The organism is Micromonospora sp. NBRC 110038 (genome assembly GCF_020884815.1).
Lineage (GTDB): Bacteria > Actinomycetota > Actinomycetes > Mycobacteriales > Micromonosporaceae > Micromonospora > Micromonospora haikouensis.
On the sequence record NZ_BBOL01000002.1, the window covers coordinates 272,006 to 287,237 of the forward strand.

General features: G+C 70.4%; 12 protein-coding genes. 4 read left to right on the top strand and 8 right to left on the bottom strand.

Going from position 1 to position 15,232, the window contains the following annotated elements; genetic code table 11:
• Nucleotides 1-347: 347 nt before the first annotated feature.
• The gene (locus LPU61_RS08865; RefSeq protein WP_043965699.1) at nt 348-752 is read right to left on the bottom strand and encodes a cobalamin B12-binding domain-containing protein; all 405 of its coding nucleotides are present in this window, start codon (nt 750-752) and stop codon (nt 348-350) included.
• Between the two features lie 392 nt (nt 753-1,144).
• Here LPU61_RS08865 and LPU61_RS08870 point away from each other — a divergent pair, with 392 nt between their 5' ends.
• A complete protein-coding gene (locus LPU61_RS08870) occupies nt 1,145-1,858 on the top strand; it encodes a M23 family metallopeptidase (RefSeq protein WP_043965697.1) in 714 nt (237 codons plus the stop codon).
• A 329-nt stretch (nt 1,859-2,187) separates the two neighbouring features.
• Complete coding sequence (locus LPU61_RS08875; RefSeq protein ID WP_229404908.1) at nt 2,188-2,922, top strand: M23 family metallopeptidase; 735 nt, start codon at nt 2,188-2,190, stop codon at nt 2,920-2,922.
• Nucleotides 2,923-2,977: 55 nt separating this feature from the next.
• On the opposite strand, the gene LPU61_RS08880 is transcribed toward LPU61_RS08875, so the two are convergent.
• Nucleotides 2,978-3,427 (bottom strand): tetratricopeptide repeat protein, encoded by a 450-nt coding sequence (locus LPU61_RS08880; RefSeq protein WP_229404682.1) that lies wholly within the window; start codon nt 3,425-3,427, stop codon nt 2,978-2,980.
• A gap of 14 nt (nt 3,428-3,441) precedes the next feature.
• Entirely contained in the window at nt 3,442-5,841 is a 2,400-nt protein-coding gene (gene pcrA / locus LPU61_RS08885) for a DNA helicase PcrA (protein ID WP_043965694.1), read from the bottom strand.
• Between the two features lie 205 nt (nt 5,842-6,046).
• On the opposite strand from pcrA, the gene LPU61_RS08890 reads away from it, so the two are divergent.
• Nucleotides 6,047-7,897 carry a bifunctional UDP-sugar hydrolase/5'-nucleotidase gene (locus LPU61_RS08890; RefSeq protein WP_229404683.1) on the top strand — a complete coding sequence of 617 codons (1,851 nt, stop codon included), beginning with the start codon at nt 6,047-6,049 and terminating at the stop codon, nt 7,895-7,897.
• A gap of 511 nt (nt 7,898-8,408) precedes the next feature.
• Entirely contained in the window at nt 8,409-8,771 is a 363-nt protein-coding gene (locus tag LPU61_RS08895) for a chorismate mutase (protein ID WP_043966542.1), read from the top strand.
• 127 nt (nt 8,772-8,898) lie between these two features.
• Here LPU61_RS08895 and LPU61_RS08900 read toward each other — a convergent pair whose 3' ends face one another.
• The 5 genes from LPU61_RS08900 to LPU61_RS08920 all read right to left on the bottom strand — a co-directional run bounded on the left by LPU61_RS08900 (nt 8,899) and on the right by LPU61_RS08920 (nt 14,734).
• The gene (locus LPU61_RS08900) at nt 8,899-9,912 is read right to left on the bottom strand and encodes an ABC transporter ATP-binding protein (protein ID WP_074472595.1); all 1,014 of its coding nucleotides are present in this window, start codon (nt 9,910-9,912) and stop codon (nt 8,899-8,901) included.
• Nucleotides 9,905-10,933 carry an ABC transporter ATP-binding protein gene (locus tag LPU61_RS08905; RefSeq protein WP_043965688.1) on the bottom strand — a complete coding sequence of 343 codons (1,029 nt, stop codon included), beginning with the start codon at nt 10,931-10,933 and terminating at the stop codon, nt 9,905-9,907. The genes LPU61_RS08900 and LPU61_RS08905 overlap by 8 nt, the downstream gene beginning before the upstream one ends.
• A 26-nt stretch (nt 10,934-10,959) precedes the next feature.
• Complete coding sequence (locus LPU61_RS08910; RefSeq protein WP_229404684.1) at nt 10,960-11,943, bottom strand: ABC transporter permease; 984 nt, start codon at nt 11,941-11,943, stop codon at nt 10,960-10,962.
• 75 nt (nt 11,944-12,018) lie between these two features.
• Nucleotides 12,019-12,945 (bottom strand): ABC transporter permease, encoded by a 927-nt coding sequence (locus LPU61_RS08915; RefSeq protein ID WP_043965684.1) that lies wholly within the window; start codon nt 12,943-12,945, stop codon nt 12,019-12,021.
• Nucleotides 12,946-13,093: 148 nt separating this feature from the next.
• Nucleotides 13,094-14,734, bottom strand: a complete 1,641-nt coding sequence (locus tag LPU61_RS08920) for an ABC transporter substrate-binding protein (protein WP_043965682.1) — start codon at nt 14,732-14,734, stop codon at nt 13,094-13,096.
• Nucleotides 14,735-15,232 lie beyond the last annotated feature (498 nt).

A 15,232-nucleotide genomic window follows, 5' to 3' on the forward strand; every position in this document is an offset into this window, starting at 1 on the left:
ATCAGTTGAAACAGGCCATTGGGCGCAGCCTAGCGAGGTCGGCACCGGCGGCAACCGAGCGGGTGCGCGGTGTGCCCTACTCCACAACCAGCGGGATCGCGGCCGTCGGCGGGGTCCGCAACAGCGCGCGTGGGAATTCCGCAGACGATGTTCCCAGGTCGGCGTAACCCCACGGTCAGGGCGTCGTTGAGTCAGGTGTCGGAGCGCTGCTGAGCGCAAAGACGGGAGACGGCCGATGCCCTGTCGGTCGAGGGGTGGCGGCGGGGCATCGTGCATAGAGGGGCCGGACGTGTGAGGGGTGCGTCCGGCCCCTCCCCCCTGCCCGGGGAAAGGTGCCGGGGCGCGGGTCAGGCGACCGGCTGGGCCACGTTGGCCCGCACCCACTCGACGATCGACTGCGTGGTCGCACCCGGGGTGAAGATCTTCTTGACGCCGAGCTGCTCCAGCTCGGGGATGTCGGCGTCGGGGACGATGCCGCCGCCGAAGACGACGATGTCCTGCGCGTCCCGCTCGCCCAGCAGCTCGACGACCCGCCGGAACAGGGTCATGTGCGCGCCGGAGAGCACCGAGAGCCCGACCGCGTCGGCGTCCTCCTGGATGGCGGTCTCGACGATCTGCTCCGGGGTCTGGTGCAGGCCGGTGTAGATGACCTCCATGCCGGCGTCGCGGAGGGCGCGGGCGACGACCTTGGCCCCCCGGTCGTGGCCGTCGAGGCCCGGCTTCGCGACGACGACCCGGATACGAGAGCTCATCAGCGGACACCTTTCGAGGGCGCTACGACTGTCACCTGAACGAACGGTAACCCGGCGGGTCGTCGGCAGGGAATCCGACCGGCCCTTCGAAGGAGGAGCCTAGGGGGCCGGGCCAGGGGGTCGGACATTCGGGCGACAGCGGTCACGGTGCGCGACGAACGGGCAGGTGAGGGCACGTATGACCAAGTGACGAGGCGTGACAATAAAGGACGTAAACGGACAGATCGACACGCCAATTACCCCGTCTGGCTTGTGACGGGCGTGGCGGTTGGCTACCGTGTCCACGGTTGTCATCAGGTCCACGGACGGGTGACGACGCGGCCAGCCGACGTTCACCACCGCTTCACGAGCGCCGGCCGACCGCATCGGAACCCCGACAACGGAGGGTGTGCGTGCGCCAGCGCCTGTCGTCTGAGCCCGATCGATATCGCGGCCGCCGCCGCGTACCCACCCCGCCGCGGAGCCGCTACGCCGCCGTCGTCACCACCGCGTTCGTCGGTGCCGGCATCGTCGCGATCGGCGCGGGAGCCCTGCCGGACGCCAAGAGCGTCAGCCCGTCGGTCCTCGACGAGCTGAAGCAGGCCTCCATCACCAGCCAGGACGCGGCGGCCCGCGCGGACGCCGCCGACCGGGCCTCCCGCGACAGCCGGGCCGAGACGAAGGCCGCCGGCGAGCAGGAGGTCTGGCTCCTGCCGCTGCAGGGCTACGACTTCAACTCCCCCTACGGCATGCGCTGGGGCAAGCTGCACACCGGGATCGACCTGGTGGCCCCCGAGGGCACCCCGTACGTGGCCATCCACGAGGGCACCGTCACCAAGGCCGGCTGGTTCGGCGGCTACGGCTACGCGGTGATCGTCAAGCACGCCGACGGCAGCGAGGCCATCTACGGCCACTCCTCCGCCGTGAGCGTCAAGGAGGGGCAGCAGGTCAAGGCCGGCGACCAGCTCGGCCTGGTCGGCAACACGGGCCACTCCTACGGCTCCCACCTGCACCTGGAGATCCATGTCAACGGGGACCCGCTGGACCCGGTGCCGTGGCTGCAGGAGCGCGGAGTGGACATCAAGATGCAAATCGAGCTGTACTACAGCGACGTAGCCGCTTCCTGACGCTACGCATCGACCGTTGACCGCCCGGATCGACCGATCCGGGCGGTTCTTCGTGCTGCACCCCCGCCGGAATGTCTGCTGCGTCACAGCCCCTGATGTGACCAGCCACACATCACTGATGATCAATTATCGGGACGAGCGGGTCGACCCCGGGACGCGGCGGACACCGCCCTCCTGCGCCCACGCCGGTTCCCCCGTCCCCCACCCGCCTCCTCACCAGCACGAACACCAGTATTTCGAGGTCCACGTCCCCTCGAAGGTGTAGGTCCGCCGTGCACGAAGAGAACATCCGCAACAGCAGCACCCCCGACGCGCCGGCCCGCCACCGGATGCGCCCCCGGCCCGGCACCCGGGTCCTGGTCGTCGGCGCGGTCGCCCTGCTCGGGCTCGGTCTCGCCGGTGCCGCCGTCGCCACCACCGCCAGCGACGACGACCCGGCCCCCGCCACCGTGGCGGTCGACTCCCCGGCCCGCGCCGAGGCCGCCGCCCGCGCCGACCGCGCCGACCGTGAGTCGGCCAGCCCCGCCGCCAGCCCCAGCACAGTCTCGCCGAGCCCGTCGAGCGCCAGCCCCAGCCCGACGGCGACGAAGGCCACCGCCAAGCCGAAGCCCAAGCCCAAGCCGACCCCGAAGCCCGCGCCGAAGAAGACCAGCAAGCCCGCACCCGCCTGGGTCATCCCGATGGCGGGGGCGACGATCACCTCCTGCTACGGCCCGCGCGGGGGTGCCCTGCACGCCGGCATCGACTTCGCCATGCCCGCCGGCACCCCGATCCACGCCGCCGCCGCAGGCACGGTCGTGAAGGCCGGCGACGTCGGCGACGGCTACGGAATCTCCGTCTTCGTCGACCACGGCAACGGCTACCTGACCCACTACGCCCACCAGAGCCGCACCGCCGTCGGCGTCGGCGACAAGGTCAAGGCGGGCCAGGTCATCGGCTACGAAGGCTCCACCGGCGACTCCACCGGCCCGCACCTGCACTTCGAGGTGCACCAGGGCCAGATGTGGAACCAGATCGACCCCGCGCCGTTCCTGCGTGCCCGGGGCATCGACGTGGCCTGCTGACCGCCCGGCGACGCGCCGGCCGCCGAGGCGACCACGGCGGCCGGCGCCCACCCGGTCAGCCCAACTGCTGCGCCAGCCTGTCCAGGCCGCTCCGGATCAGCTGCCCGTACGCGTCGTCGCCGAGCGCGTCGATGCCCGCCCGCGCCTGCCGGAGGCACTCGCGGGCCCGGTCGAGGTCGCCGAGCCTGCGGTAGCACTCACCGAGGTTGAGGTGCAGCGACGGATAGAGAGCGGCCACCGACATCGGCACCCCGGCCTGCGCCACCCGGTCGTCGGTGAGCAGGTCGGCCGCCGCCAGGGCCCGCTGGTCCCAGAGCAGCTCCTCGTGGACGTCGTCCTGCACGTCGGCCATCGAGTGCGCGAGGACGCACACGTGCAGCGGATCGCCCCGCTTCCCGCCGATCTCCTCCCAGACCTGGGCGAACAGGTCGCGGGCCGCCTCGCGCCGGCCCTGCTGGTGGTGCAACTGCACGCCCTCGTTGATCCGGGTGAGCGTCTCGTCCATGGTCGTCGGCCGGCTCAGAGCTTGTCGATCGGGGCGTGCCGCAGCACCAGCCACATCGTCTGGTCACCGAAGTCGATCTGCGCCCGCGCCCCCGGGCCGTGCCCCTCCACGGCGAGCACCCGGCCCAGGCCGTACCGTTGGTGGTTGACCCGGTCCCCGGCCGCGACCTTGGGGCCCTGGGGCAGCTCGCTGGCCGTGGCCAGCCGGCTGCCGTCGACGCCGAGCCGCTTGGCGAGCTGCGCGGCCTTCGGGGTGCCCCCGGTGAAGCCGCCGCCGCGCGGCGTGCGGTCCGCGCGCCCGCCGACGCCGCCACCACCGCCGCCCCACGAGGTGTACGTCCCCTCGGTGCGCTCCCAGCGGACCAGCTCCGGCGGCAGCTCCTCCAGGAACCGCGACGGCGGGTTGTAGGCCGGCTGCCCCCACGCCGAGCGGGTCACCGCCCGGGACAGGTAGAGGCGCTGCCGGGCGCGGGTGATCCCCACGTACGCCAGCCGCCGCTCCTCCTCCAGCTCCCGGGTGTCGCCCAGCGCGCGCAGGTGGGGGAAGACGCCGTCCTCCAGCCCGGTCAGGAACACCACCGGGAACTCCAGCCCCTTGGCGGTGTGCAGGGTCATCAGGGTGACCACGCCCTGGTGGTCGGGGTCGTCGGAGGGGATCTGGTCGGCGTCGGCGACCAGCGCCACCTGCTCCAGGAAGCCGGCGAGGGTGGCCCGCTCCCCCTCCTCCCCCAGCGCCTCGACCCGCTCCGTGTACTCCCGGGCGACGCTCACCAGCTCCTGGAGGTTGTCGACGCGGCCGGCGTCCTGCGGGTCGAGGCTCTCCTCCAGCTCGGTCAGGTAGCCCGAGCGGGTCAGCAGCGCCTCCAGCACCTCCTCCGGGGTGCCGGTCTCGGCCAGCTCCCGGGCCCCGTCGAGCAGCGCCACGAAGTCGCCGATGCCGTTGGCCGCCCGGGTGGAGATGCCCGGCGCGTCGCCCGCCCGGCGCAGGGCCGCCCCGAAGGAGATGCGGTCCCGGCTGGACAGGGCCTCCACGCACGCCTCCGCGCGCTCGCCGATGCCCCGGCGGGGGGTGTTGAGGATGCGGCGCAGGCTGACCGTGTCGTCGTCGTTGACCACCGCCCGCAGGTAAGCCAAAGCGTCGCGGACCTCCTTGCGCTCGTAGAAGCGCACCCCGCCGACCACCTTGTAGGGCAGGCCGATCCGGATGAACACCTCCTCGAACACCCGGGACTGGGCGTTGGTGCGGTAGAACACCGCCACGTCGCCGGGGCGGGCCTCGTCGTCGTCGACCAGCCGGTCGACCTCCCGGCCCACCCAGTCGGCCTCGGCGTGCTCGGTGTCGGCCACGTACCCGACGATCTGCTCGCCGGCCCCGGCGTCGCTCCACAGGCGCTTGGGCTTGCGGGAGGTGTTGCGGTCGATCACCGCGTTGGCGGCGTTGAGGATGGTCTGGGTGGAGCGGTAGTTCTGCTCCAGCAGGATCGTCCGGGCGTCGGTGAAGTCCCGCTCGAACTCCAGGATGTTGCGGATCGTCGCGCCCCGGAACGCGTAGATCGACTGGTCGGCGTCGCCGACCACGCACAGCTCCGCCGGCTCGATGCCCTCGGTGCCGGAGACCAGCTCCTTGATCAACGTGTACTGCGCGTGGTTGGTGTCCTGGTATTCGTCGACCAGCACGTGCCGGAACCGGCGGCGGTAGCCCTCCGCGACGTGCGGGTGGGACTGGAACAGGTGCACCGTCGTCATGATCAGGTCGTCGAAGTCCAGCGCGTGCGCCTCGCGCAGCCGCCGCTGGTAGAGCGTGTACGCCTCGGCGAGGGCCCGCTCGTTGGGCCCCTTGGCCCGGCCGGCGAACTCCTCCGGGTCGACCAGCTCGTTCTTCAGGTTGGACACCTGGGCGGCCAGCCCCCGCGCCGGGTAGCGCTTCGGGTCCAGGTCCAGCTCGCGGGCGACGAGCTGCATCAGGCGGCGGGAGTCGTCGGCGTCGTAGATCGAGAAGCTCGACTTCAGGCCGGCGTGCTCGTGCTCGGCCCGCAGGATGCGCACGCACGCCGAGTGGAACGTCGACACCCACATCAGCCGGGCACGCGGGCCGACGAGCTGGGTCACCCGCTCCTTCATCTCGCCGGCGGCCTTGTTGGTGAAGGTGATCGCGATGATCTCGCCGGGGTGGACGTCCCGGGCCGCCAGCAGGTAGGCGATCCGGTGGGTGAGCACCCGGGTCTTGCCGGAGCCGGCGCCGGCCACGATCAGCAGCGGCGAGCCGGCGTGCACGACGGCGTCGCGCTGCGGGCCGTTCAGGCCCTCCACCAGGGCCTGCGGGTCGAGGCGGACGGCCGGGCCGGACCGGCGCGGCGGGGCCGGCGCGGGCTCGGGCTCGGACGGGGACGCGGGGATGTCGAAGAGAGGCTGCATCGCACGGCGAGTCTATGCCGCCGGCCGGACACTTCCCGACAGCGCGGCCCCCGACGCGACCGGTCAGGGCGAGCGGGGAGACCGGGGGACACCAGGAAGAGACCAACCCGTCACCCGTCCGGCTCTGGCGCGGCCGTCCCCGATCCACAACGATGGCTGGTGAACCCCCACTTCCTCCCCCGTACACGATTTTGGGAGAAAAACCATGAGTCAACCGCGCTCGCGCGGTCGGGCGGTGCTGCGTCACCTCGCCGCGCCGGCCCTCGCACTGGCTGTCGTCGCCACGCTGCCGGCCGCCACGCGGCCCGCGCCGGCCCCGGCCGCCGACCCCTGGGCGGCCCTCGCCCCGGTCTCGGTCTCCTACGCCAAGCCCACCGGCGGCGAGGTCAAGGGCAACTTCCTCAGCTACAACGACTTCCACGGCGCGATCGACCCGCCGGCGGGCAGCGGCGCCGTGGTCAACGGCACCCCGGCCGGCGGCGTGGAATACCTCGCCACCTGGCTCAAGAAGCTGCGCGCCGAGGCCAAGGCCGAGGGGCGGGTCACCACCACCGTCGGCGCGGGCGACCTGATCGGCGCGACGCCGCTGGTCAGCGCCGCGTTCCACGACGAGCCGACCATCGAGCTGATGGACGAGATCGGCCTGGAGATCAGCTCCGTCGGCAACCACGAGTTCGACGAGGGCGTCGACGAGCTGATCCGGCTCAACAAGGGCGGCTGCCACCCGGTCGACGGCTGCCAGGACGGCGACGGCTTCGCCGGCGCGAAGTTCACCTACCTCGCCGCCAACACCATCAGCAAGAAGACCAAGCTGCCGATCCTGCCCCCGGTCGACGTCAAGTTCGTCGGCGGCGTGCCCGTCGGCTTCGTCGGGGTCACCCTGGAGGGCACCCCCGGCATCGTCAACCCGGCCGGCATCACCAGCGTCACGTTCAAGGACGAGGTGGAGACCGCCAACAAGTGGGGCGGCCTGCTCAAGCTGTTCGGCGTCAAGGCGATGGTGCTGCTGGTGCACGAGGGCGGCGCGCAGTCCCCGCCGCCGAGCACCCCCGGCGTCTCCGACTGCGCCAACTTCTCCGGCCCGATCGTCGACATCGTCAAGGGCCTGCGGCCCGAGTTCGGCCTGGTCGTCTCCGGCCACACCCACCGGTTCTACTCGTGCTCGCTGCCGAACTCGTCCGGCCAGCCCAGCGTGGTCACCAGCGCCGGCAACAACGGCCAGCTGATCACCGACGTCGACTACTCCCTCAACCGGCGCACCGGCCGGTTCACCGGGATCTCGGCCCGCAACGTCATCGTCGAGAACGGCGTCCGCAACGCCGACGGCACCTGGCAGCAGACCAGCCCCGGCGTGTACGCCCGCAACCCCGACCTGGTGGACGCGGGCGCGAAGGCGCTGGCCGACAAGTACCGCACGGCGGTCGCCCCGATCGCCAACAAGGTGGTCGGCAAGATCAGCGCCGACATCGTCCGCGACGCCCTGCCCAACGGCGAGAGCCCGCTCGGCGACGTGATCGCCGACGCGCAGCTCGCGTACACGAAGAGCAACGGGGCGCAGATCGCGCTCATGAACCCGGGCGGCGTGCGGGCCTCCATGTCGTACGGGGCGTCGGCCGGCGGCGAGGCGCCGGGCGAGGTGACCTACGGCGAGGCGTTCGCCGTGCAGCCGTTCAACAACCTCGTGGTCACCCAGACCTTCACCGGGGCGCAGCTCAAGAACGTGCTGGAGCAGCAGTTCGTGGGCTTCAACGGGCAGACCGCCCAGCGGATCCTGCAGGTCTCGGCCGGGCTGACCTACTCGTACGACAGCACCGCCCCGGCGGGCTCCCGGGTGAGCGCCCTGGCGCTGAACGGGACCCCGATCGACCCGGCGGCCAGCTACAAGGTCACCACGAACGACTTCCTGGCCAACGGCGGCGACGGCTTCACCGAACTGAAGGGCGGCACCGGCCGCACCACCGCCCCCGGCTTCGACGTCGACGCGCTGGTGGCGTACGTGGGCGCGGGCGACCCGGTCGCCCCGGGTCCGGCGAACCGCATCACCCGCCTCGGCTGAGCTGGTAAGGAGGGGCCCCTTGTCGACGCACACGGTCGAGAAGGGGCCCCTTCTCACACCTCCCGCCCGGGGAGTGGGCGGCAGTGCTTGCGCAGGTGGCCGGGAGGTCGGCATACTCGACGACGTGTTCGGTCAGCGCTTCTACTTTTACTACGGCTCCGGGAGTCCGGCAGCCGTGGGTCGCGCCTGATCAGATCAGACCTACGAAAGCCCCGGGCTCTGGAGAGCCCGGGGCTTTTCCGTCCCGGGATCCGGGCACCGGGCCCGACGTCCGAGGGGTACGGCGATGATGACAGACGTGATGGAGCAGAACGGCAGCTTGGCGCGGTCGCGGTCGCAGGGTGACCAGAGCGGCGGCGTCCAGGCCAACGCCGGCAACGGTGGCACGGGCAGCGGGAACGCGGGCGCTGTCGGCGGCGCGAACGCGGGCGCTGGCCTGCCCGCCAACGGGAACGCGGGCGCGGGTGCCGCCGGCAGCGGCAACGCGGGTGCCGCCGGCAAGGCCGGCAACGTGGGTGGCGGCAGCGGCGGCCCGGCTTCCGCCGGCAAGGCGGGCAACACGGGCGGCGGGCGGGGCGAGGCGGCGCCGTCGGCTGCCGGGTCGACCCGGACCGGCACCGACGACTCGGTGGCGGCGGAGCGGATCGTCGCCATCCGGGAGCGGATCGACGAGATCGACCGCACGCTGATCGCCCTGTGGCAGGAACGGGCCGCCCTGTCGCAGGAGGTGGGCGCGACCCGGATGGCCTCCGGGGGCACCCGGCTGGTGCTGTCGCGGGAGCGGGAGATCCTGGAGCGGTTCCGGCAGGTCCTCGGGGCTGACGGCACCCAGCTGGCCCTGCTGCTGCTCCGCGCCGGCCGCGGCCCGCTGTAGGGGCGCAGGCGGGCCCAGGCGGAGAACCGCCTGCCGGCGTCCTGGGGACGCCGGCAGGCGGTCGGATGTCGCAGGCCGGTCGAGCTTCGGCAGGTCAGGCGGGACTCGGTCGGTCAGCCGGGGAGGCTCACGCCTCGTGGCTGGCGACGATCTCGCGCTTCTCCGCGAAGTGGCAGGCGCTCGGGTGGTCCGAGCCGGAGCGGATCTCCAGCAGCGGGACCTGCTCGGCGCAGACGTCCTGCGCCTTCCAGCACCGGGTGCGGAACCGGCAGCCCGAGGGCGGGCTGACCGGCGACGGCACATCTCCGGTGAGCCGGATGATCGCCTTCTGGTCGCGCAGCGTCGGGTCCGGCACCGGCACCGCCGACAGCAGCGCCTGCGTGTACGGGTGGGTGGGGCGCTCGTAGATCTCGTCCTCGGTGCCGATCTCGACGATCTTGCCGAGGTACATGACCGCGACCCGGTCCGACAGGTGCCGGACCACCGACAGGTCGTGGGCGATGAAGACGTACGACAGGCCGAACTCGGCCTGGAGCTTCTCCAGCAGGTTCATCACCTGGGCCTGGATGGAAACGTCCAGGGCCGACACCGGCTCGTCGCAGATGATGATCTCCGGCCGCAGTGCCAGGGCCCGGGCGATGCCGATGCGCTGCCGCTGGCCGCCGGAGAACTGGTGCGGGTACCGGTTGATGTGCTCCGGGTTCAGGCCGACGAGGTCGAGCAGTTCCTTGACCTTGTCCCGCCGGCTGCCCTTCGGGGCCACCTCGGGGTGGATCTCGAACGGCTCGCCGATCAGGTCGCCGACCGTCATCCGCGGGTTCAGCGAGGTGTACGGGTCCTGCATGACCAGCTGGATCTGGCGGCGCAACCGGCGCAGCGCGCCGCCGGAGAGCTTGGAAATGTCCTGGCCCTTGTAGTTGACGCTGCCGGCGGTCGGCCGCTCCAGGTTCATCAGCACCCGGGCCAGCGTGGACTTGCCGCAGCCGGACTCGCCGACCACGCCGAGCGTCTCGCCGGCCTTGAGCTCCAGCGACACCCCGTCGACGGCCTTGACGTGCCCGATGGTCTTCTTGAACACCACGCCGCGGGTGACGGGGTAGTGCTTGACCAGGTCACGGACTTCGAGGATGTTCTCAGTCACGGTTCACCAGATCCTCAGCGAAGTGGCAGGCGCTCGCCCGGTCGGTGCCGATCTGCAGCAACGGTGGCAGCTTCTCCCGGCAGACCGGCTGCGCCATGGGGCAGCGCGGGTTGAACGGGCAGCCCGGCGGGATGTTCATCAGGTTCGGCGGCAGGCCCTTGATGGTGCGGAGCTGCTGGCCCCGCTCGTCCATCCGCGGGATCGAGTCGATCAGGCCCATCGTGTACGGGTGCGCCGGCTTGGCGTACAGGTCGTAGACGTTGGCTTCCTCGACGATCCGGCCCGCGTACATGACCGCGATCCGGTCCGCGACGTCGGCGACCACGCCGAGGTCGTGGGTGATCAGGATCATGCCCATCTGCCGCTCGCGCTGGAGCTCGGCGAGCAGGTCCATGATCTGGGCCTGCACGGTCACGTCGAGCGCGGTGGTGGGCTCGTCGGCGATCAGCACCTCCGGGTCGAGCGCCAGCGACATCGCGATCATCGCGCGCTGCCGCATGCCGCCGGAGAACTGGTGCGGGTAGTTGCTGAACCGGCCCTTGGCGTTCGGGATCTTGACCTGGTCGAGCATCTCGATCGCGCGCTTCTTGGCGTCGGCGCGGCTGAGGCCGCGCCGGATGCGGAACTGCTCGGCGATCTGGAACCCGACGGTGAAGACGGGGTTCAGGGCGGAGAGCGCGTCCTGGAAGATCATCGCGATGCCCTCGCCGCGGATGCGGCGGCGCTCCTCGGCGGACATGGTGAGCATGTCCTTGCCGTGGAAGCGCACCTGGCCGCCGGTGACGAAGCCGGGCGGCGTGTCGAGGATGCCCATGATGGTCTGCGCCGTGACGCTCTTGCCGGAGCCGGACTCGCCGAGCACGGCGAGGGTCTCCCCCGCGTCGACGTGGTAGGTGACGCCGTTGATGACCTTGGCGACGCCGTCGCGGGTGCGGAACTCGACCCGCAGGTCCTCGACCTCCAGGAGGCGACCCGAGGGGCGGCCGGATCCGGCGGCACCCGGCTTGGACTGCTCGGACACGAGAATGTCGGACAACTCAATCTCCCCTAGCGCAGTTTCGGATCGAGGGCCTCGCGGACCGCCTCACCGAGCATCACGAAGCTGAGCACGGCGGTGACGAGGAACGCGGAGGGGAAGAAGAGCAGGAAGGGCGAGACCCGGATGTAGTTCTGCGCCTCACTGATCATGATGCCCCAGGAGACCACCGGGGTCTTCAGGCCGATGCCCAGGAACGACAGCGTGGCCTCCGCACCGATGAACGACCCGACCATGATCGTGCCGTAGACCAGCAGCGGGGCGAGGCAGTTCGGCAGCAGGTGCTTGAGGATGATCCGGCCGTGGCCGGCGCCCAGCGCCCGGGCCGCGACGATGTAGTCGGCCTCCTTGGTGGCCAGCACCGAGGAGCGCATCAGCCGCATCACGACCGGCCAGCTCAGCACGACCAGGGACATGATGACCAGTCCCATGATCTGCCACTCACCGTTGCTCGACTCGGCGCCGTTGAAGGTGGTCAGGATGACGATCGCGCCCAGCACGAACGGCAGGCCGAAGAAGATGTCGGCGAAGCGGGACAGCAGGGCGTCGACCCAGCCGCCGGCGTAGCCGGCGATCATGCCGATCGCGCCGCCGATCAGCAGCGTGCCGATGGTGGAGATCAGGGCCACCACGATCGAGGCGCGCGCGCCGTAGATCGTCCGGGCGTACACGTCGCGGCCCTGCACGTCGTAGCCGAACCAGGCGTCGGCGGACGGCTTGACCTGGCTGTTGGCCAGGGCGCCGTTGACCGGGTCGCCGGAGCTGAACAGCGACGGGAAGGCCGCCATCAGCACGAAGATCACGATGAGGGCCGCGGAGATCCAGAACAGCGGCTTGCGGCGCAGGTCGCGCCAGGCGTCGCCGAGCAGGCCGCGCGGCTTCTCCTTGCGGGCGTTCTCGGGCAGGCCGGCGTCGACGGGCGCGCCGGAGCCAGCCTCGGTGGGCATGGTCGCCGGCGGGGTCGAGACGATCGATGCGGTGCTGGGGTCACTCATGCCGCCACCTCGCTGCGCTCGGTGCCGGGACGGTGGCCCCGGCACGCTGCGTTCTTGACTCGTTCGCGACGCTGCTCACTCATAGCGGATCCTCGGGTCGAGAGCGGCGTAGAGCAGGTCCACCAGCAGGTTCATCAGGAGGTAGACGAGCACCAGGACCACCACGATGGAGACAACGGTAGCGCTCTCCTTCGTGACGATCGCCCGGAGCACGGCGCGGCCGATGCCGTTGATGCCGAAGATGCCCTCGGTGACGATGGCGCCGCCCATGAGCGCACCGAGGTCGGTGCCGAGCAGGGTGACGACCGGGATCAGCGAGTTGCGCAGCAGGTGCACGCCGACGACGCGCCGCATCGGCAGGCCCTTGGCGATGGCGGTGCGGACGTAGTCGGCGCGGCGGTTCTCCGCGATGCTGGTGCGGGCCACCCGGGCGACGTACGCCATGGAGGCGCTGCCTAGCACGAAGCCCGGCAGGAGCAGCTCGGACAGCCGCATCTCGCTGGAGACCGTCGGGTGGACGATGCCCCACTTCACGCCGAGCAGCCACTGGAGGACGAAGCCGACGACGAAGACCGGCAGCGCGATCAGGAAGAGCGTCGAGACGAGGACCAGGTTGTCGAGGAAGCCGTTGCGCCGCAGACCGGTCAGGACACCGGCGCTCAGGCCGATGATCGCCTCGATCGCCAGGGCCACCACGGCGAGCTTCAGGGTGTTCGGGTACGCGGTGGCGATGATGTCGCCGACGGCGCGGTTGTTGTACGTGACGCCGAAGTCCCCCTGGAACAGGTTCTTCATGTAGGTGGCGTACTGCACCCAGATCGACTGGTCGAGCTGGTACTTCTCGGTCATGAAGTTGATGTACGAGTCCGGGCACCGGCGGTCGCCGCACTTGCCGGCGAACGGGTCGCCCGGCACGGACCAGACGAGCCAGTAGATCAGGAACGTCGTACCGATGAAGACCGGGACGAGTTGCAGTAGCCGTCTCAACAGATAACGGCCCATGGGGGGGTCCTCCTGACAGGGGGCGCGTCGGACGACCGCCGACACGGGGTGACGTCAACGTGGCGGGGAGTGTTGTGCACTCCTCGCGGAACGGCCCCGGGTCGGACCCACCGGTAGGTGAGCCCGACCCGGGGTCAGACCGAACGGATCAGAGCTCGACCGAGGTGATGTCGAGTTCGCCGACGTTGCTCAGCTCCATCTTCTTGACCTTCTCCGAGTGGCCGGACTGCTGGCCACCGAAGTAGATCGGCATCGACGGAACGTCCTGGTCGATGAGCTTGACGGCCTCGGCGAACTTGGCGTGCGAGGCGTCGAGGCTCGGCGCGGAGCTGGCCTCCTTGGCCAGGGCGTCGACCTGCTTGTTGCTGTACAGACCGTCGTTGGAGGAGCCACCGGTCACGTAGAGCGGGTTGACCCAGTTCTCCACGTCCGGGTAGTCCTGCTGCCAGCCGGCGCGGTAGGCGCCCTTCATCTTGTGGGCGTTGATGTTCTGACGGAACACCGCGAAGGTCGGCACGCCCTCGGCGCGGGCGTTGATGCCGAGGTTGGTCTTGACCTGCTGCGCGACGGCCTCCATCCACTCCTTGTGGCTGGCGTCGGCGTTGTAGTACATGACCAGCTCGCCCGAGAAGCCGCCGGCCTCGGCGAGCAGCTTCTTGGCCTCGTCCACGTTGAACTGGCACGCGGTGCAGTTGCCCGGCGCCGCGCCCGGGGTCAGCGGGTTGGCCCAGCTGTCGGCCGGCTTCCGGTTACCGAAGAAGATCTTGTCGGTGATCTCCTGCCGGTTGATCGACAGGGAGATGGCGCGACGCAGCTTCGGGTTCTGGAAGCGCTTGTCGTAGATCGGGAAGGCGATGATGCCGGTCGACGGGGTGGTCGACGAGATCGCGCGGTCGGTCAGGTCCGACTTCCACTTGTCGCCCGCGAGGGCGGAGACCGGCACCTGCTGCATGAAGTCGAGGTTCCCGGAGACCAGGTCGCTGTAGGCGGCCGTGTCGTCCTGGTACATCTTGACGGTGACGTCCTTGATCTTCATCTTGTCGCGCAGCTGGTAGTCGTCGAACCGCGTCAGCTTGATCTGGACGTTGTTCTCCCAGGACACGAACTTGACCGGCCCGTTGCCGATCGGCTTCTTGCCGAACTCCTCGGCGCTGCCGGAGAAGAAGGCGTCCGGCAGCGGCATGAAGGTGCTGTAGCCGAGCTTGGTCGGGAACACGGCGGTCGGCGCGGAGAGCGTGACCTCGAAGTTCCAGTCGTCGACGACCTTGAGGCCGGACATCTCCTTGGCCTTCGGCTCCGGGGCCTTCTGCGGGCCCTCGGGGCCGTCCGGGTCCGCCGTGTTGACGTCGGCGAAGCCCTCGATGTCGGCGAAGAAGCTGGAGTTCTGCGCGCCGTTCGGCGAGTAGGCGCCCCAGTTCCAGGCGTCCACGAAGTTCTTGGCCTTGACGACGGTGCCGTCGTGGAACTTCGTGTCCTGCTTGATCTTGATCTTGTAGACCTTGGAGTCGGTCGTCTCGATCGACTCGGCCAGGGCGTTCTGCGGGGCACCACCGTTGTTGGGGTACTCGACCAGACCGGTCCACATCCAGTCGATGATCTTGCCGCCACCGGTCTCGGTGGTGTTCGACGGAACCAGCGGGTTCTCCGGCTCGGTGCCGTCGACCGTGATCGCGCCGTCCGCGCTGGTGGCGTCGCCACCCTCTCCGTCGCTGCTGGAGCAGCCGGACGCGACGAGCGCGAAAGCCGCGCCCAGCGCGATCGCGCCACTCGCCCGCTTCGAGACTCTCATTCCGAGGGGCCTCCTCTTTCTAACCTGTTCCGTCGTGGGTTTCACGCACGCATGGGGGGTGACACCGCCGGCGGTCGCAACCACCGACCGCCGGTTACCGCAGGAAATCGGGACACCCCTGATGTACCGATCCGCCGGGCTGCCGCACCGTACCGGATTCGGCCCCCGCGCAGGAATCGACGACCACGAACCGTGACTTCTCGACGCATCCGTGGTCGCGCGACCGTGCATGGGCGCCTCACACCGGGGGTGAGGTGCTGCAACTGTGACACCTGCCGGCCCGTTACGTGAAGGTGCCGTTATCAAGCCGTTAGTTGCCCGCAGTGCGGCCGATACTTGAGAAATGATCTTGAAACAAGCCGGCCGCGCCCCGCTGAACAGCCAAGATACAACCGACTTTCGCGTTCCGCCCAACGCCCGCGACCAGCCTGTGAGCTTCCCCGCCCCCGCACTGCGGGCACGCTGGAGCGGGACGGACACCGACACGGTCTGCCCGTC